Source organism: Klebsiella sp. CN_Kp091 (assembly GCF_040065095.1).
GTDB classification, from domain to species: domain Bacteria; phylum Pseudomonadota; class Gammaproteobacteria; order Enterobacterales; family Enterobacteriaceae; genus Klebsiella; species Klebsiella aerogenes.
In genome coordinates this window covers 101,781-120,322 of sequence record NZ_JBEAIO010000012.1, presented here as the reverse complement: position 1 = coordinate 120,322, position 18,542 = coordinate 101,781, and the positions used below count along the sequence as shown (strand labels likewise).

Annotated in this window: 18 protein-coding genes; 9 read left to right on the top strand and 9 right to left on the bottom strand. The window is 56.2% G+C overall.

Features of this window, described 5'->3' with window-relative positions:
- The first annotated feature begins 183 nt into the window (after positions 1-183).
- Positions 184-3,297 (top strand): multidrug efflux RND transporter permease AcrD, encoded by a 3,114-nt coding sequence (gene acrD / locus ABLV17_RS12005; protein WP_348854293.1) that lies wholly within the window; start codon positions 184-186, stop codon positions 3,295-3,297.
- Between the two features lie 84 nt (positions 3,298-3,381).
- On the opposite strand, the gene ypfM is transcribed toward acrD, so the two are convergent.
- Positions 3,382-3,441 (bottom strand): protein YpfM, encoded by a 60-nt coding sequence (gene ypfM, locus ABLV17_RS12000; RefSeq protein ID WP_087867655.1) that lies wholly within the window; start codon positions 3,439-3,441, stop codon positions 3,382-3,384.
- 355 nt (positions 3,442-3,796) lie between these two features.
- Between ypfM and ABLV17_RS11995 the strand changes: the two genes are divergently transcribed.
- From ABLV17_RS11995 to ABLV17_RS11985, 3 genes are read left to right on the top strand one after another with little or no spacing between them, the layout of a single operon-like run.
- Positions 3,797-4,153 carry an ArsC family reductase gene (locus tag ABLV17_RS11995; RefSeq protein ID WP_015703145.1) on the top strand — a complete coding sequence of 119 codons (357 nt, stop codon included), beginning with the start codon at positions 3,797-3,799 and terminating at the stop codon, positions 4,151-4,153.
- A gap of 3 nt (positions 4,154-4,156) precedes the next feature.
- Positions 4,157-5,284, top strand: coding sequence for a succinyl-diaminopimelate desuccinylase (gene dapE, locus ABLV17_RS11990; protein WP_113374476.1), 1,128 nt, complete (start codon positions 4,157-4,159; stop codon positions 5,282-5,284).
- A 53-nt stretch (positions 5,285-5,337) separates the two neighbouring features.
- Complete coding sequence (locus tag ABLV17_RS11985) at positions 5,338-5,538, top strand: YpfN family protein (protein WP_015365470.1); 201 nt, start codon at positions 5,338-5,340, stop codon at positions 5,536-5,538.
- 273 nt (positions 5,539-5,811) lie between these two features.
- On the opposite strand, the gene ypfH is transcribed toward ABLV17_RS11985, so the two are convergent.
- From ypfH to dapA, 6 genes are all read right to left on the bottom strand, one after another.
- Entirely contained in the window at positions 5,812-6,510 is a 699-nt protein-coding gene (gene ypfH / locus ABLV17_RS11980; RefSeq protein WP_047043485.1) for an esterase, read from the bottom strand.
- Between the two features lie 107 nt (positions 6,511-6,617).
- Positions 6,618-8,618, bottom strand: coding sequence for a GNAT family N-acetyltransferase (locus ABLV17_RS11975; protein WP_348854292.1), 2,001 nt, complete (start codon positions 8,616-8,618; stop codon positions 6,618-6,620).
- Between the two features lie 9 nt (positions 8,619-8,627).
- Positions 8,628-9,503, bottom strand: coding sequence for a neutral zinc metallopeptidase (locus ABLV17_RS11970; protein ID WP_045392648.1), 876 nt, complete (start codon positions 9,501-9,503; stop codon positions 8,628-8,630).
- Between the two features lie 121 nt (positions 9,504-9,624).
- Positions 9,625-10,338, bottom strand: a complete 714-nt coding sequence (gene purC / locus ABLV17_RS11965) for a phosphoribosylaminoimidazolesuccinocarboxamide synthase (protein WP_015703148.1) — start codon at positions 10,336-10,338, stop codon at positions 9,625-9,627.
- Positions 10,339-10,480: 142 nt separating this feature from the next.
- Positions 10,481-11,515, bottom strand: coding sequence for an outer membrane protein assembly factor BamC (bamC, locus tag ABLV17_RS11960; protein ID WP_087858426.1), 1,035 nt, complete (start codon positions 11,513-11,515; stop codon positions 10,481-10,483).
- Between the two features lie 16 nt (positions 11,516-11,531).
- Positions 11,532-12,410: a 4-hydroxy-tetrahydrodipicolinate synthase gene (gene dapA / locus ABLV17_RS11955; protein ID WP_015365464.1), complete on the bottom strand. Its 879-nt coding sequence runs from the start codon at positions 12,408-12,410 to the stop codon at positions 11,532-11,534.
- A 153-nt stretch (positions 12,411-12,563) separates the two neighbouring features.
- On the opposite strand from dapA, the gene ABLV17_RS11950 reads away from it, so the two are divergent.
- Both ABLV17_RS11950 and bcp read left to right on the top strand, forming a co-directional pair.
- Entirely contained in the window at positions 12,564-13,133 is a 570-nt protein-coding gene (locus ABLV17_RS11950) for a glycine cleavage system transcriptional repressor (protein WP_015365463.1), read from the top strand.
- A 3-nt stretch (positions 13,134-13,136) separates the two neighbouring features.
- On the top strand, positions 13,137-13,607 hold the full coding sequence (gene bcp / locus ABLV17_RS11945; RefSeq protein WP_087858425.1) for a thioredoxin-dependent thiol peroxidase: 471 nt from the start codon (positions 13,137-13,139) through the stop codon (positions 13,605-13,607).
- 64 nt (positions 13,608-13,671) lie between these two features.
- Here bcp and ABLV17_RS11940 read toward each other — a convergent pair whose 3' ends face one another.
- Positions 13,672-14,736 (bottom strand): AI-2E family transporter, encoded by a 1,065-nt coding sequence (locus ABLV17_RS11940; protein WP_087858424.1) that lies wholly within the window; start codon positions 14,734-14,736, stop codon positions 13,672-13,674.
- A gap of 223 nt (positions 14,737-14,959) precedes the next feature.
- Between ABLV17_RS11940 and bepA the strand changes: the two genes are divergently transcribed.
- From bepA to ABLV17_RS11925, 3 genes are all read left to right on the top strand, one after another.
- Positions 14,960-16,423 carry a beta-barrel assembly-enhancing protease gene (bepA, locus tag ABLV17_RS11935; protein ID WP_015703149.1) on the top strand — a complete coding sequence of 488 codons (1,464 nt, stop codon included), beginning with the start codon at positions 14,960-14,962 and terminating at the stop codon, positions 16,421-16,423.
- 9 nt (positions 16,424-16,432) lie between these two features.
- Complete coding sequence (gene arsC, locus ABLV17_RS11930; RefSeq protein WP_047043470.1) at positions 16,433-16,792, top strand: arsenate reductase (glutaredoxin); 360 nt, start codon at positions 16,433-16,435, stop codon at positions 16,790-16,792.
- Positions 16,793-16,927: 135 nt separating this feature from the next.
- Positions 16,928-17,839 (top strand): Rpn family recombination-promoting nuclease/putative transposase, encoded by a 912-nt coding sequence (locus tag ABLV17_RS11925; protein ID WP_271031799.1) that lies wholly within the window; start codon positions 16,928-16,930, stop codon positions 17,837-17,839.
- On the opposite strand, the gene ABLV17_RS11920 is transcribed toward ABLV17_RS11925, so the two are convergent.
- Complete coding sequence (locus ABLV17_RS11920) at positions 17,836-18,537, bottom strand: DnaA inactivator Hda (protein WP_026612247.1); 702 nt, start codon at positions 18,535-18,537, stop codon at positions 17,836-17,838. The two genes, ABLV17_RS11925 and ABLV17_RS11920, sit on opposite strands and share 4 nt — an antisense overlap.
- Between the last annotated feature and the right edge of the window lie 5 nt (positions 18,538-18,542).

The following is an 18,542-nucleotide window of genomic DNA, read 5'->3' as shown; positions in this document are numbered from 1 at the left end:
AAAGACGTGATAAGCGCATATAAATTCAGAGAGGAGCGGCAGACGTTTCTTTACGCTCTCATAAAAGACACATGATAAATTACACTATCTCCTTAATTTCTCCACGATTGCCTGCGGGGTTATCTATAAAGTATCACAGGCTGCGCAATAACAAAAAATGTACACAATGAGGTCCTGATTCCGATGGCGAATTTCTTTATCGATCGCCCCATCTTTGCCTGGGTTTTGGCTATTTTATTAGTCCTGACCGGCACGCTGGCAATTTTGTCGCTCCCCGTAGAACAATATCCGGATTTGGCGCCACCTAACGTCCGAGTCACGGCGAATTATCCCGGCGCCTCGGCGCAAACGCTGGAGAATACCGTTACCCAGGTTATCGAACAAAACATGACCGGCCTTGATAACCTCATGTACATGTCATCGCAGAGTAGCGCCACCGGTCAGGCAACGGTTACCCTGAGCTTTACCGCCGGTACCGATCCGGATGAAGCCGTGCAGCAGGTACAAAACCAGCTGCAATCGGCAATGCGAAAACTGCCGCAGGCGGTACAGAATCAGGGGGTAACGGTACGCAAAACCGGCGACACCAACATTCTGACTCTTGCGTTTGTCTCTACCGACGGCAGCATGGATAAGCAGGATATTGCTGACTACGTCGCCAGTAACGTGCAGGATCCTCTAAGCCGCGTCAACGGCGTCGGCGATATCGACGCCTACGGTTCGCAGTACTCAATGCGTATCTGGCTCGATCCGGCGAAACTCAACAGCTATCAGATGACGGCGAAAGATGTGACTGACGCCATCGAATCGCAGAACGCGCAGATTGCCGTCGGCCAGTTGGGCGGTACGCCGTCGGTTGATAAGCAGGCGCTGAACGCCACCATCAACTCGCAATCGCTGCTGCAAACGCCGCAGCAGTTCCGCGATATTACCCTGCGCGTTAATCAGGATGGTTCGGAAGTCACGCTGGGCGACGTCGCCAGCGTCGAAATGGGCGCAGAAAAATATGATTATCTGAGCCGCTATAATCGTCAGGCCGCTTCGGGGCTGGGGATTAAGCTCGCCTCCGGCGCCAACGAAATGGCCACCGCCGAGCGCGTTATCGCCCGTCTTGATGAACTGTCGCAATATTTTCCGCACGGGCTGCAGTATAAAGTCGCCTACGAGACCACCTCTTTTGTAAAAGCCTCGATTACCGATGTAGTGAAAACGCTGCTGGAGGCGATTCTGCTGGTGTTCCTGGTCATGTATTTGTTCTTGCAGAACTTCCGCGCGACCCTTATCCCGACCATCGCCGTGCCGGTAGTATTGATGGGCACCTTCGCGGTGCTCTACGCCTGCGGTTACAGTATTAACACCCTGACGATGTTCGCGACGGTGCTGGCTATCGGCCTGCTGGTCGATGATGCCATCGTCGTGGTTGAAAACGTCGAGCGCATTATGAGCGAAGAAGGTCTTTCGCCGCGTGAAGCGACGCGAAAATCGATGAAACAGATCCAGGGGGCGCTGGTCGGTATCGCTATGGTGCTATCGGCGGTATTCGTCCCCATGGCCTTCTTCGGCGGCACCACCGGCGCCATTTACCGACAGTTCTCCATTACCATCGTTTCAGCAATGGTGCTGTCGGTGCTGGTAGCGATGATCCTCACCCCGGCGCTGTGCGCCACGTTGTTAAAACCGATTCATAAAGGCGAGGTGCATGGTCAAAAAGGGTTCTTCGGCTGGTTTAACCGCACCTTCAACCGCAGCGCCAGCCGCTATGAAACTTTCGTGGGCAAAATTCTCCACCGCTCGCTGCGCTGGATTTTGATTTATGTCCTGCTGCTCGGCGGCATGGTGCTGCTGTTCCTGCATCTGCCGACCTCATTCCTGCCGCTGGAAGACCGCGGTATGTTCACCACCTCGATACAGCTCCCGAGCGGTTCCACCCAACAGCAGACGCTGAAGGTGGTGCAGAAAGCGGAAGATTATTTCCTCAATAACGAGAAGAGTAACGTCGAGTCGGTATTTGCAACCGTCGGCTCCGGCCCCGGCGGCAACGGCCAGAACGTTGCTCGTATGTTTGTGCGCCTGAAAGACTGGGACCAACGCGACCCAACCACTGGCTCCTCATTCGCTATCATTGAGCGCGCGACCAAGGCTTTCAACAAAATTAAAGAAGCGCGCGTCTTTGCCAGCAGCCCGCCGGCCATCAGCGGTCTCGGCAGCTCCGCCGGCTTCGATATGGAGCTTGAAGACCACGCTGGTAACGGCCACGAGGCGTTGATGTCAGCGCGCGATAAGCTGCTGGAGCTGGCGGCGAACAACGACCAGCTCACCCGCGTGCGCCACAACGGCCTGGACGACAGCCCGCAGCTACAGGTTGATATCGACCAGCGTAAAGCCCAAGCGCTGGGAGTCTCCATTGATGATATTAACGATACGCTACAGACCGCCTGGGGTTCGAGCTACGTAAACGACTTTATGGATCGCGGACGCGTGAAGAAGGTCTACGTCCAGGCGGCGGCGAAATATCGCATGCTGCCGGACGATATCAATTTGTGGTATGTGCGTAACAACAGCGGCACCATGGTACCGTTCTCCGCCTTCGCCACCTCGCGTTGGGAAACAGGTTCGCCGCGCCTCGAACGTTACAATGGCTACTCAGCGGTCGAGATCGTTGGCGAAGCTGCGCCTGGCGTCAGCACCGGAACCGCCATGACCATTATGGAAGAGTTAGCCAAACAGCTCCCGAACGGTTTCGGCCTGGAATGGACTGCGATGTCCTATCAGGAGCGTTTGTCTGGCGCTCAGGCGCCTGCCCTGTATGCCATTTCTCTGCTGGTGGTCTTCCTGTGTCTGGCGGCGCTATATGAAAGCTGGTCGGTACCGTTCTCGGTGATGCTGGTGGTGCCGCTGGGGGTTATCGGCGCGCTGCTGGCGACCTGGATGCGCGGCCTGGAAAACGATGTCTACTTCCAGGTAGGTCTGTTGACGGTCATCGGCCTGTCGGCCAAGAACGCCATCCTGATTGTTGAGTTCGCCAACGAACTCAACCAGAAAGGTGAAGATCTGCTGACCGCCACGCTATCGGCCTGCCGCCAGCGTCTACGCCCGATACTGATGACCTCACTGGCGTTTATCTTTGGCGTGCTACCAATGGTCACCAGTACCGGCGCGGGCTCCGGCAGCCAGCACGCTGTTGGTACCGGCGTCATGGGCGGCATGATCTCCGCCACCGTGCTGGCCATCTTCTTTGTACCGCTGTTCTTCGTGTTGGTACGCCGCCGCTTCCCGCTGAAAGAGAGGACGGAATAAACCGTCAAATAACAGAAAAGGCGACTGTCACAGTCGCCTTTTTCATGGGTCAAACATTGTCTTCAGTACCGACAAAGCCAGATTTTATTTACGCAGCATATCTTCGATAAAATCTTTCCAGTTCCCCAGTTCATGTTCAATCATAATAGCCTCTCTTATTATTATGGCGATTTTAGATAATTTCCCCGCTCAGGAGAAGTTCGTCCGATCTATCGCTCTAATCGCTTTTCTTGTCGCCACAAGCCTTGAATACTCTGGCTTGCGGCTACCATAAGCCGGTTCATGTAAATTTAATGTGACATAGAGCAACATTACGCAACATTTTGTTAATATCAGAATTCCTGTAATTCATTATCTTAGTCTGCCGAGAAAAAGAACAAATTTTAATCAGACAAGGCTGAAAAGTTATATTTATCCAGCCGATTCACGTATTATTTAACAAAGCTTATATATTCGGAAAAAACTGAGAAACATATTCTTTTAACGTGAAGGTTTAATTATGTTGACCATGTACGGCATCAAAAACTGCGACACCATTAAAAAGGCCCGCCGCTGGCTGGAAGCCCATCAGATAGACTATCGCTTCCACGATTATCGTGTTGACGGACTGGACCGCGAATTGCTGAATACCTTTATTGCCGAATTAGGCTGGGAAGCGCTGCTTAACACCCGCGGCACCACCTGGCGCAAACTCGATGAATCGGTCCGCACTGGGATCGATAATGCCGATGCGGCGGCGGCGTTGATGCTGGAAATGCCGGCAATTATCAAACGCCCATTGCTCTGCGCGCCCGGTCAGCCTATGCTGCTGGGCTTTAGCGAAGCAAACTACGAAAAATTTATTAACGAGGTGTAGTCTATGTCTTGCCCGGTCATTGAGCTGGCTCAGCAGCTTATTCGCCGCCCTTCCCTTAGCCCCAATGATGCGGGATGCCAGGCGTTAATGATTGAACGCCTGCGGGCGATCGGCTTTACCGTTGAAGCGATGGACTTCGGCGATACGCAAAATTTCTGGGCCTGGCGTGGACAGGGTGAAACGCTGGCCTTTGCCGGCCATACCGATGTGGTGCCGGCAGGCGACGCCGACCGCTGGATCAATCCGCCGTTTGAACCGACTATCCGCGATGGCATGCTGTTTGGCCGCGGCGCGGCGGATATGAAAGGGTCGCTGGCGGCGATGGTTGTCGCCGCCGAGCGCTTTGTCGCGCAGTACCCGAATCACAAAGGCCGTCTGGCGTTTCTCATCACCTCTGATGAAGAGGCCAGCGCCACCCACGGCACGGTAAAAGTGGTCGAAGCGCTGATGGCGCGTAACGAGCGTCTTGATTACTGCCTGGTCGGCGAACCCTCGAGTACCGAAGTGGTTGGCGATGTCGTGAAAAACGGCCGTCGCGGTTCACTCACCTGTAACCTGACGATTCATGGCGTCCAGGGCCACGTCGCTTATCCGCATCTCGCCGATAACCCGGTACACCGCGCGGCGCCGATGCTGGCGGAGCTGGTGGCTATCGAATGGGATAAAGGCAACGAATACTTCCCGCCAACCAGCATGCAAATCGCCAACGTGCAGTCCGGCACCGGCAGTAACAACGTCATCCCTGGCGATATGTTCGTTCAGTTCAACTTCCGTTTCAGCACCGAGCTGACCGACGAGATGATCAAGGCGCGCATCATCGCGCTGCTGGAAAAATATCAGCTGCGCTATACCGTCGAATGGTGGCTTTCCGGCCAGCCATTCCTGACCGGTCGCGGCAATCTTGTCGATGCGGTCGTGAACGCCATTGAGCACTATAATGAAGTAAAACCGCAGTTGCTAACCACCGGCGGTACCTCTGACGGACGCTTTATCGCCCGCATGGGCGCGCAGGTAGTTGAACTGGGCCCGGTGAATGCGACCATTCATAAAATTAATGAATGCGTCAACGCCGCCGACCTGCAGCTGCTGGCGCGGATGTATCAACGCATCATGGAACAACTGGTCGCCTGACGACAATAACGATTACCCCGCAGCGCCGCTGCGGGGTAAAAAGAGGACACAGCATGGAATGGCTTATCAACCACTGGTGGATTCTGGTGTTAGTATTTTTAGTCGGGGTAATGATCAACGTGATTAAAGATCTTAATCGCGTCGACCCGAAAAAGTATCTCGACAACAAACCGGATCTGCCGCCGCATCGCGACTTCAATAGCAAGTGGGATGACGACGACGACTGGCCGAACAAAGACCAGCCGAAGAAGTAAACCTGCGCTCCCCGTCATCGCGCAGGCTGGATGCATTCCCGGGTAGCGGCTGACGCCTTACCCGGGCTACGGCCCGTACCATTGCGAACTGAAACTGCCGGTGTTGGTTGCCTCAAAATTCCCCGGTGGCGCTGCCGCTTACCGGGGCTACAGCGCTGTGCGATTTGGTAGCCCGGAGAAGGCGCAACGCGCCGCGTCCGGGAAAACCCTTAAAACAGTTGTAAACCGATAACAGTATCTACCTATACCAGCCGACGTTGTACCGCGGGGCCATTACAGCATTTCGATTATATCGTCATCTTTCGGCGTACCGCCGCTTAACGCTTCATCAAAATAGTGCTTCGGTACGGTATACCGCAGACGGTCGAGAGCAAACTGCATGCTGCGATCATCAATGGCATGTCCGAGATCTTCAACGATATCCAGCGTAACATCTCCCCCCAGCTCCTGCAGCCGCTCCTGCGCGGAAACCGCCCACGCCAGATCGATCACCCGATCCTCGCCGCCGTGGATCAGATGCACGGTGGTTTGCGTAGTCGCCGTTTGCGGCAACGTCGCGTAACGGCCGTTAAAGGCAATCACCCGTGACGCCAGCCCTGGCTCGGCTTTAATACTCTCAAGCGACATAATCGCACCCTGCGAAAAACCGATCAGCGCCGTTGCCTGCGGGCCTAAACCGCTCTGTTTTTGCCAGTAGCGCACCGTTTCAATAAAGGTCGGCATAATGGCATCGATGCGTTGCTGACGATTCTCTTCCGTCACGCCTTGCACCGAAAACCACTGCCGCGCCGGCGCCGGACCGCAGGGTTCTGCGCCACCAATACTGACAATAAGCGCGTTGGGAAACAGCGGTGCAAACCAGCTACCTATTTGCCCCATCGAAACCGGATTATCGCCCACGCCATGAAACAGCAGCAGCAACTGTTGCGCAGGCGTCGCCGGGCTCTGAACAATAAAGTGATCGTGTTTCATGGTTGTCTCCTGATGTCTCAGATAAACAGGAATCTGGCTCCTGGTTGATGCAAGGCAGTTTACGCCGCGCAGGGAATATGACCATGCCATTTAACTGAATGAGTTAGTTAAAAAAATTGCAGCTTCCTGACCCACTCTTCCAGCTGTTGCGCGCGGGCAGGATCGAGTCCCGCCATGGCCGCCGCCGCCTCTTCCCGCAGTCGCGCCAGTAGCGCCTTTCGACCGGATAAACCAAGGTTTGCGCACAGCGTTGCCTCATCCTGCTGCGCTAATCGCGCACGAAGCGCCACTAACGGCAGCGGCGTCGCCTGTAAGAGCCGGTTCAGACTCCCGACCGCCGTCAACAGCGGACGATGCGCAAAGGCAAAACCGGCGACCTCCAGCCAGTCCTCCTCAGTAAGCATAGTTGTTTCATCCGCCGTCACCGGAGCGCGTTCATCACGCCACTGACTTAGCCAGCGCTCATCCCGCGCCAGCCGTTGATATTCACGCCAGGCCAGCTGCCGCCCCTCTTCGCTGAGCGGATAAAGCGCCATCGCCGTATAACAGCCGCTGCTCGCCTCGCGATGCGTTCCCATACGCACCAGCAGAAACCCGCAGCGCTGCCAGAAGCGCCATAGTTCAGGGGTAAAACCAAAGCTGACGGAGAGATAGTCACAGCCATGCGTCTGCTTGACGGCATGGGCGATTAAACGCAGCCCCTGTCCTTCGCGCTGGCGCGCTGGATGTACGGCAATACGGCTGACGCGTCTGCCGGTCAGCGTCGCCGCCAGCGGGCTACCGCCGTGCGCGGCCAATGACTGGGCGACAAGATTGCCGCGCGGGCGGCGATATCCGGCCCAGACGGCGCGGCTAAGCTCAGGTTCGAGACCGCCCTCTTCCACCAGCCACACCGCGCCAGCGACGCCATCCGCGCAGCGAGCCACGGTAAAATGCTGGCCTGGCGCATCCATCATCCTGCGCAAATCCAGCGGCGAAGTGCGGTAATGCGCGCCGGAAAGCAGTTGATAAGCCTCTGATGGGCGCGAGGGCTGTTCGCGCCAGGCACGCTGGCTTAACGTCTCTAGCTGCGGTTCCCCGTGCGGCGCCTGGAGAAACGCCTCATCGTTAAACAACAATAGCCGATCGATAACCGACTCCAGCGGGCAACCCGGCGCCCAGCGAATCGGCGACGACAGATGATACCGCCGTAGCGTTGGGAAACTGGCGCAGAACTTCAACAAGAAGCCACGACCGGTCCCCTCATAGCCCTGAACCGTCGTCGTTAACAGCGTATGGGGAAAACGCGCCGTCAGCTGGCGTAGCGTCGGCGCCGGGATAGCGGCGGCCTCATCGACCACCAGCCAGTCGGCTTTTGCGTCGCTTGCCAGCAGCGCATCAGGCGCCATAAAGCGCATCTTCTGTCCCGCAAAAGCGGCGATGACCTCTGTCGCGTCGCGCGTTGGCGCGGTGACGATGGCGGAGCCAGCTAGCTGATGAATCAACATTCCCGCCAGCGCAGATTTACCGCGCCCGCGCCCGGCGGTGACGGCGGCAATGTGTGGGGGCGACGACGTCAGCGAATTGAGAATAGCGGCCTGTTCGGCCTGCGGGTAACCATCGGCAGCATGCCAGTGCCTGCGCGGCACGGCCTCCGGCAACCGTAAGCCGTAGCCCTGTCGCCACAGGGCGACCTCAGGATCCGCGCTAAAGAGTTGAACACAACGGTGGGCAAAGTTAGGGGTGGCGATCGGTTCAGACGTATCGCTCCAGCGCAGCGAATCGCCATCCGCCTGCTCAGGCCAGCGGGCAAAATCCGGCGCCAGGAGCACTAACCAGCTGCCGGCGCGCAGCGTGCCGGCAAGCGCGGCAAAAGCCGCCACGTCAAAACCGTGGCGAGCGTCGAAAAAGGCATGCTGAAATTCGCGCCCGAGCAGCGTTTTCAGCGCGCCCGGCGCCACGCAGGGTTCCTGCTGCGGCAACGCGCCGACCCATAGACTATCGCCGCCCAGCCGCTCTCGCAGCTCAACGGCCTGCGCCAGACACCAATGTTCGTCACCGCTGAGCACCAGCAGGCGACGAATACCCTCGCGCGCCATCTGCGCGGTCAGGTCAAGCAGCGTTTCCATCGGCAAACGTTAGCGAAGCGCGCTGCCGAAGGTATTACACTGCGCAGGGTCGCCGCTATCGAAACCGCGTTTGAACCACGTATAGCGCTGCTGGGAGGTCCCATGGGTGAAGCTGTCCGGCACCACGCGGCCCTGGCTCTGCTCCTGCAGACGATCGTCGCCGATGGCCTCAGCGGCATTGAGCGCCTCCTGCAGATCGCCGGTTTCCATCACATCCTGTTTCTGCATGTTATTGCCCCAGACGCCCGCAAAGCAGTCTGCCTGCAGCTCCATTTTCACCGACAGGCGGTTCACTTCGGTCTGCGAAGCCTGCTGCTGCATCTGACGGACCTTAGGTTCAATGCCGAGCAGCTTCTGCACATGGTGGCCGACTTCGTGCGCAATCACGTAGCCCTGCGCGAAGTCGCCGTCAGCGCCGAGTTTGTTTTTCATCTCGTCATAGAATGACAGGTCGATATAGACCGTGCTGTCCGCCGGGCAGTAGAACGGCCCCATCACCGATTGGCCGGTGCCGCAACCGGTACGGGTCGCGCCGCGATACATCACCAGCTTCGGCTGAACATATTGCCGCCCCATCTTTTCGAAAATAGGCCCCCAGGTGTCTTCGGTGGTGGCCAGAATAACGGAGGTGAACTTCGCCGCTTCGTCATCCTTCGGGCTGATGGAACGCTGGGTGGAGGTTTGCTGCTGCGGCATCGGTTCGCCGGTCAGCATGCCGGTTAAATCCACGCCATAGTAACCCGCCACCAGAACGATAATCAGCAGAACGATGCCGCCTTTACCGCTTGGAATGCGAAAACCGCCACCGCCGCCGCCCAGCGGCGAACCTGAATCACTACGTCTGTCTTCCACGTTGTCGCTTTCACGACGCCCTTGCCAGCGCATAAGCACCTCTATTCCATCATGTTACGAATATGAGAGATCGTAGGCGGTTCAGCGGAGGATTACCACAGGAAACAACGAATAAGAGTGCCGGAAGAGACGATTTCTTCCGGCGCGGAGGGGATTAGTCGAGCTTGACGCCCAGACGGTGGGCCACTTCTTCGTAAGCTTCGATCAAGCCGCCGAGGCTCTGGCGGAAGCGGTCTTTGTCCATTTTATCGAGGGTGTTTTTATCCCACAGACGGCTGCCGTCAGGAGAGAATTCATCGCCAAGCACCACTTCACCTTTGAACAGACCAAACTCCAGCTTGAAGTCGACCAGAATTAGACCGGCATCATCAAACAGCTTGCTGAGTACGTCGTTCGCTTTGTAGCTGAGCTCCTTCATGCGCGCCAGGTTTTCTTTATTCACCCAGCCGAACGTCTCACAGTAGGATTCGTTGACCATCGGGTCGTGCATGGCGTCGTTTTTCAGGAACAAATCGAACAACGGCGGAGTCAGTTCGATACCTTCTTCAATACCCAGGCGTTTCACCAGCGAACCCGCAGCGCGGTTACGAATCACGCATTCAACCGGCACCATATCCAGCTTTTTCACCAGGCATTCAGTATCGGAAAGCAGCGCTTCCATTTGGGTCGGGATACCGGCTTCTTCCAGCTTGCTCATAATGAAATGGTTGAATTTGTTATTCACCATGCCTTTACGATCGAACTGCTCGATGCGGGCGCCATCCCCTGCTGACGTATCGTTACGGAATTCAAGTACCAGCAGATCCGGGTTTTCGGTGCTGTATACCGTTTTCGCTTTGCCACGATACAACTCAGCTTGCTTTTTCATCTTTCACCACTCCAGTGATATTAAGCCAAAAAATTACCTTTCCGCCCGTAGGCAAAATCAGGCAAATTACCTGACTTTGCGGCTACGCACACGTTTGCGTCACTATACATTAAAAAGGGCCGGATTGCTCCAGCCCTTTTTATTACTTGTTAAATGCGGCCTGGAATACGGCTACCAGGGCGTCATTTTGCGACTGCGTCAGGGTGTGGCCTTTCGGGTCGATGAACTGCAGACTACTGCGGTTATCGAGATCGCCGACCTGCAGTTTATAGTCGCCAGAGACCAACTGCGGATCGCTTGCGCCCAGTTCCTGCCAGCTGCTGTCAGACAGCGGCTTGTAAGTTACCGCCATGCTGCCCTGGGAGCGAGTGCTGTCGGTCACCTTCATGCCCACTTTTTCAAGCGTGGCCGGCAGTTTCTGCCATACCATGTTGAATGGCGCGCGCACCACCAGCATCGGCAAGCCGGTGTCATCCGCCGCGCTCTGCACGTCAAAGGTCGCGCCAGCGCTTCTCTGCGCCGCATTCTGCGCATTGGTGGCGTTGGAATCAAGACCGGAGGAGATAACGTTCAGCATCGAGGTGCTGTAGCGCTGCAGAGAAGCCGGGTCAGACACGGGCTTGCCCGCCTGCTCCAGGTTCACGAGCTTCACCACCACCGCCTGCTGATAGCCCTGCGGCTTAACGGAGATTTGATAACGGCCACGGTACTGCTGGTCTTCATCAAGGCGGTTCCACTCTACCCAATCGGTATTCAGCGTCTGGCCTGCATCGTCACGCTTGGTGATGGTGTAGTTTTTCGCCTGTACGATGCTGACAACCTGCGCCCATAAAGAACCGCTACGGCTATTTTCAACCATCAGGGTGGAAGTGTCGCCGTTAAACTGGGTACGCGCGCCGCTGACCAGGGCTAACGCCTGAGCCGGAGGACGAATGTCCAGCGCTTTACCTACCGCACCGGTGCTGGCGGCAACCGGAATGTTGTAGTCGCCAGTCTGCAGCGGCAGGATCATCCCCGCCGGGGCGTGAAGTTCACTGAGCGGCGCGGCATCTAAATAAGCCTCGTCGCCGCTAACCTGACGCTTATAGCGCGAGTCAGAACTACAGGCCGCGAGGAGTAAAACCAGCGAAACACCCGCAACCTTCGCCAGGCGCGACTTCTGTACTGAGTAAGCCATCAAATCTCCCTAAACTCTACAGCAAACCGGCATGCTTCAGCGCTGCGGTAACCGCTTTCGTACCCGCTTCGGTAATCGGCGTCATCGGCAGGCGCAGCGTGTCGGTCGCTACAAGTCCCAACGCCTTACAAGCCCATTTGACTGGGATCGGGTTGGGTTCGACAAATAATTTTGTATGCAGCGGCATCAGACGCTGGTTAATCGCGCGAGCTTCCGCGAATTGACCCGCCATCGCCAGTCGGCACATGTCCGCCATTTCACGGGCGGCGACGTTCGCCGTGACGGAAATGACGCCGACGCCGCCGAGCTGGATAAAGTCCATGCCGGTCGCGTCATCGCCGCTCAGCAGAATAAAGTCGTCTGAAACCAGCTCTTTGATCTGGTGAACGCGACTTAAGTTCCCTGTTGCTTCCTTAATACCGACAATATTTTTAATTTCCGCCAGGCGACCAACGGTTTCCGGCAGCATATCGCAACCGGTACGGGACGGCACATTATACAGAATTTGCGGCAGGTCAGTATGCTCAGCGATAGCTTTAAAGTGTTGGAACAGGCCTTCCTGAGTCGGACGGTTATAATAAGGAGTGACCGTCAGGCAGCCGACAACGCCGCTATCGTTGAAACGTTTGGTCAGGCTAATCGCCTCTGCGGTTGCATTTGCACCGGTACCTGCAATGACCGGGATGCGGCCATCGGCCAGTTCAAGGGTCATCATCACGACGTCGCCATGCTCTTCATGGCTTAACGTTGCGGATTCGCCGGTAGTCCCTACCGAAACAATCGCCGAGGTTCCGTTGGCGACATGGTAATCAATCAGTTTTTTCAGGCTTGACCGGCAGACATTACCGTTATCATCCATCGGCGTGACAAGCGCTACAATACTTCCCGTGAACATGGGCCATCCTCAGAGCAGAAGTGGGACAAGATTCTCAATGTTACGTTTGGTGCCGCAATAAAAGCAAGAGACCCAACGCCATCTGGGATGTTGTACGCCGGTTTTTTTTATGCTTTCCTAATGTTACCTCACCTTTTTAAAGGAAGAACAGGTTTGACAGCCTCATTACAACACTATCTGGTGATTACCGCTCTGGGCGCAGACCGCCCCGGCATCGTAAACACAATCACTCGCCACGTCAGCAGCTGCGGCTGCAACATTGAAGACAGCCGGTTGGCCATGCTCGGCGACGAGTTCACGTTTATAATGCTGCTTTCCGGCTCGTGGAACGCGATTAACCTGATCGAATCAACGCTGCCGTTAAAAGGAGCCGAGCTGGATTTGCTGATCGTAATGAAGCGCACCTCCGCCCGGCCGCCGCAGGCGATGCCGAATACGGTTTGGATCCAGGTAGAGGTGCCGGACTCGCCGCATATCATTGAGCGCTTTACCGCGCTGTGCGACACGTGGAATATGAATATCGCCGAACTGGTCTCCCGTACTCAACCGGGCGAAGATAAAGACGCCGCTCAGCTATTTATTCAAATCACCGCACACAGTCCTGCCTCGCAAAACACGACAAATATCGAGCAAGCGTTCAAAGCCCTATGTACAGAACTGAGCGCACAAGGCAGTATTAACATCGTTAATTATTCACAGCATGATGAACAGGATGGAGTTTAACCAATGACCCCACTGAAAGCCGGTGATATCGCACCGAAATTTAGCTTACCGGACCAGGACGGCGAGGAAGTAAATTTAACCGACTTCCAGGGACAGCGTGTTCTGGTTTATTTTTACCCGAAAGCCATGACCCCGGGCTGCACCGTACAAGCGTGCGGTTTACGCGATAACATGGACGACCTGAAAAAAGCGGGCGTCGAAGTTCTGGGTATCAGCACTGATAAACCAGAAAAGCTGTCCCGTTTTGCCGAAAAAGAGCTGCTGAACTTTACGCTGCTGTCTGATGAAAATCATCAGGTCTGCGAACAGTTCGGCGTCTGGGGCGAAAAATCATTTATGGGGAAAACCTACGACGGTATTCACCGTATTAGCTTCCTCATTGATGCTGACGGCAAGATTGAACATGTGTTTGATAACTTCAAAACCAGCAATCACCACGACGTCGTGCTGAACTGGCTGAAAGAAAACGCATAACGTCTAAATGAAAAACGCCGGGGGATAATAAATCGCCCGGCGTTTTTTTGCGTCAATCAGCGTGTCACTCGTCTTCAATAACCATTCCGTCAGGCCAGGCGTGAACCACCGCTTTGATTAACGTCGCCAGCGGAATCGCGAAGAATACCCCCCAGAAACCCCACAGCCCGCCGAAAATCACTACCGACAGAATAATCACCAGCGGATGTAAATTCACCGCCTCCGAGAACAGCACCGGCACCAGCAGGTTGCCATCCAGCCCCTGAATAATCAGGTATACGGCAAACAGGCTCCAGAACTCAGTGCCCGCGCCGAACTGGAACAACGCCACGCCGATCACCGGAATGGTGACCACAAAAGCGCCGATATACGGGATTAACACCGAGAATCCTACCAGTACGGCCAGCAGCAGCGAGTAGTTGAGACCAAAAAGAATGAAGCCTATCCAGGTGGCGACGCCGACGACAATCATCTCCAGCACCTTGCCGCGGATATAGTTGGTAATCTGCTGGTTCATCTCCTTCCACACCTGCCCCGCCAAGCCGCGATTACGCGGCAATACGCGGCGTACGGCATTCAGCATCTGCTGTTTGTCTTTCAGCAGGAAGAAGACCATCAGCGGAACCAGGACCAGATAAACCGCCAGCGTCAGCAGGCCCACCAGCGAGGCGAGCGAATACTTCACCACCGAATCCCCCACGGTCAACATGCGAGTGCGCACATTTTCCGCCATCGCATCGATGATGCCGGCATCCACCAATGCCGGATAACGCCGCGGCAGCGTGGCGGCGAAATCGGAAAGCTTATTCAGCATGCCTGGCATATCGCGGATGAGATAAATACCCTGTTGCCAGGCCACCGGCATCACCACAAAGGCCATCAACAGCAAGATACCGACAAAAAGCACCAGCACCAACGACGTGGCCCAGGTTCGCGACAAACCGATACGCTCCAGGCGAACGGTCGGCCATTCCAGCAGATAGGCCAGTACGATGGCGACCAGCAGCGGCGCCAGCAGCCCGCTGAAAAAGAACATAATGCCGAAGCCGGCCAGCAGAATAACCAGCAGCGCTATCGCTTCCGGATCGCTGAAACGACGACGATACCACTGCATTAACATCTCAAGCATAAACCCTTCCCTGAAGCGCAAATCGCCACAATCCGGGGAATTGTATCTAAGTGTCACAAAAAAGACTTCGCTTTTTATTGGCTATGACACAAACCTGCACAACTGTGCGAATATCATATTTTCAACGCCATCAACCACAGCTAAACTCGCAGAATCTGCGGCACGGGAACATTGGGCCGCGCAACCGGTCAAACTGGCACACCCACATTACAGGACAGAGGTTATGTTCAGGCAGTTAAAGAAAACGCTGGTGGCCGCCGCCGTCGCGTCGTTGACGCTGGGGACGATATTACCTGCCGCCGCTGACTCGGCGGATACGCTGCCGGATATGGGCACCTCGGCAGGAAGCACGCTTTCCATCGGGCAGGAAATGCAGATGGGCGATTACTACGTGCGCCAGCTGCGCGGTAGCGCGCCGCTGATAAACGACCCGCTACTGGTGCAATACATTAACGGGCTGGGCATGCGCCTGGTCGCCCACGCTAACTCAGTGCGTACGCCGTTCCACTTTTATCTGATTAATAACGATCAGATTAACGCCTTTGCTTTCTTCGGCGGCAACGTAGTGCTGCACTCGGCGCTGTTCCGCTACGCGGATAACGAAAGCCAGCTTGCCTCGGTAATGGCGCACGAAATCTCCCACGTCACCCAGCGCCATCTGGCGCGCGCGATGGAAGATCAAAAACGTAGCGCGCCGCTAACCTGGGTCGGCGCGCTGGGCTCTATTCTGCTGGCGATGGCCAGCCCGCAGGCGGGGATGGCGGCATTAACCGGCACCCTGGCCGGCACCCAGCAGGGAATGATTAGTTTCACCCGTCAGAATGAAGAAGAAGCCGACCGCATCGGTATTCAGGTACTGCAGCGCTCCGGGTTCGATCCGCAGGCGATGCCGGCTTTTATGGGTAAATTACTCGACGAATCCCGCTATTCCAGCCGCCCGCCGGAAATGCTGCTCACTCACCCACTGCCGGAAAGCCGTCTGGCCGATGCCCGTAACCGCGCCAACCAGATGCGCCCGGTAGTAGTCCAATCCTCGGCGGATTTCTATCTCGCTAAGGCCCGTACCCTCGGTATGTACAACTCCGGGGAAAATAAGCTCGGCAGCGATCTGCTTGACGCCTGGTCAAAAGGGAATATCCGCGAACAGCACGCCGCGCAGTATGGCCGCGCGCTACTGGCCATGGAGAGCAATAACTACGATCAGGCGCGCAAAGCGCTCCAGCCGCTGCTCGGCGCCGACCCGCAAAATCCCTGGTATCTGGATCTCGCCACCGATATCGATCTTGGGCAGAAAAAGACTACCGACGCGATTAACCGTCTGAAAAACGCCAAAGAGATCCGTACCGATCCGGTCCTGCAGCTGAACCTGGCCAATGCCTATCTGCAGGGCGGACAGCCGGCGGAAGCCGCGACCATTCTCAACCGCTACACCTTTAATAACAAGGATGACGGCAACGGTTGGGACCTGTTGGCGCAGGCGGAAGGCGCATTGGGTCATCGCGACCAGGAGCTGGCGGCGCGGGCCGAAGGCATGGCGCTGGCCGGTAGGCTTGACCAGGCCATCTCGCTGCTAAGCAGCGCCAGTTCGCAAGTGAAATTGGGCAGTTTGCAGCAGGCGCGCTACGACGCTCGCATCGACCAGCTGCGCCAGCTGCAGGAAAGATTCCGCCCCTATCAGAAAATGTAAGGAGACCACATGTCTGACGCGGTAAAAATTTACCACAACCCTCGCTGCTCGAAGAGCCGTGACACGCTCAGCCTGCTGAAAGCCAACGGCATCGACCCTGAAGTGGTGTTGTATCTGGAGACGCCGCCGGATGCCGCGACGCTGCGCCAGCTGTTGAAAATGCTGAATATGAGCAGCGCCCGCGAACTGATGCGCCAGAAAGAAGATCTGTATAAGTCGCTCAATCTCGCCGACCCACAGCTCAGCGAAGAGGCGTTGATCAAGGCTATGGTCGAGAACCCGAAACTCATCGAACGGCCCATCGTGGTCAGCCACGGCCAGGCGCGTATCGGCCGCCCGCCGGAACAGGTGCTGGAAATCGTCAGCTAACCCCTACGCGCCGCCGGTCTTGCCCGCGGCGCGATTTTTTTCGTGGCCGCTTCCAGAAAAAACAGGCCAATCCCCTCGCCTCGCGCAGTAGTGCTACTGTCCGTCCATCACCTGAATCCACTGGACGGATTGCCAATGAAAAAAGCTATTTCCACGCCGCATGACGCAGTATTTAAAACCTACCTTTCCCATTCGGATACCGCGCGCGATTTTCTCCAGTTGTATCTTCCTGAAGCGCTTAAGAAGATCTGCGATCTGCGTACGCTACATTTAGAATCGGGTAATTTTGTCGAAGAAGATCTCAGACCTTACTACTCAGATATTCTCTACTCGCTGCAAACCACCGCGGGCAACGGCTATATTTACGCGCTGATCGAACATCAAAGTAGCCCCGACCGACATATGGCCTTTCGCCTGATGCGCTATGCCGTCGCCGTCATGCAGCGCCACCTTGATGCCGGACACGAAAAACTCCCTCTGGTGATCCCGGTTCTTTTCTACCACGGCCTGGTAACGCCCTATCCGTTTTCTATGCGCTGGCTGGATGAGTTTGCCGCGCCGGAGCTAGCGACCACGCTCTACCACGGCGAATTTCCACTGGCGGATATCACCGTCATACCGGATGATGAAATCGCCACTCATCAACGTATGGCAACGCTGGAATTACTGCAAAAACATATTCGACAACGCGATCTGGCGCAGTTACTCGACAAGCTGGGCGAATTATTATTGACTGGATTAGCCACGCAAACACAGGTGCAGGCGCTAATGCACTACCTGGTGCTCGCGGGAAATAGCCGCGAACCGATAAAGTTTATTCGTGAGCTGGCGCGCCGGACGCCGCAACATAAGGAGACGCTGATGACTATTGCAGAATATCTCGAGCAGCAAGGGCTGGAGCGCGGTCTGCTTCAGGGCCGGCAAGAAGGTCGGCAAGAAGAAGCACAGCGTATCGCCGCCGCGATGTTACGTAGCGGTCTCGCCCCCACGCTGGTGGCGCAGCTAACCGGCCTGGCAGAGCAGGAACTGGCGTCGCTTTCGGCCTAAAGCTTCAGGATCTCTTTAACAAATGGGATCGTCAGTTTTCGTTGAGCGGTAATTGACGCGTGATCGAGCTGATCGAGCGTCATAAACAGCGAGCGCATTTCTCTATCCAGACGCTTGAGCAGGAAACGGCAGACATCTTCCGGCATCTCGAAACCGCGCAGTCTGGCGCGCAACTGCAGCGCCTGCAGCTTATCTTCATCCGACAGCGGCTGTAGCTTATAGATTTGCCCCCAGTCAAGGCGCGAGGCGAGATCCGGCAAGCCAAGATGCAGCTGTCGCGGCGGGCAATCGCCGGTGATCAGCAGGCGAGTTTTACCTGATTCGAGAATACGGTTATAGAGGTTGAAAATAGCCATTTCCCAGGGCTCATCCCCGGCCACGCACTCGATGTTATCGATGCACACCAGCGCCAGTTGCTCCATGCCGTCCAGCACTTCCGGCACGAACCACGTGCGCTTATCCAACGGCACGTAGCCGACGGCATCACCACGCTGGGATAGCTCAGCGCAGGCGGCATGCAAAAGATGGCTACGCCCCGCGCCTTCGCGTGACCAGATATAGATGTATCCGCTGTGTTCCTGCCGCAACACGTTCTGCAGAGCGGCAAGTAGGGAAGGATTATCACCCGGCCAGAAACTCGCGAACGTTTCGTCGTCAGGAAGATACAGTGGCAAAGAGAGCTGTGCCGGAGCGTTCAGATGGA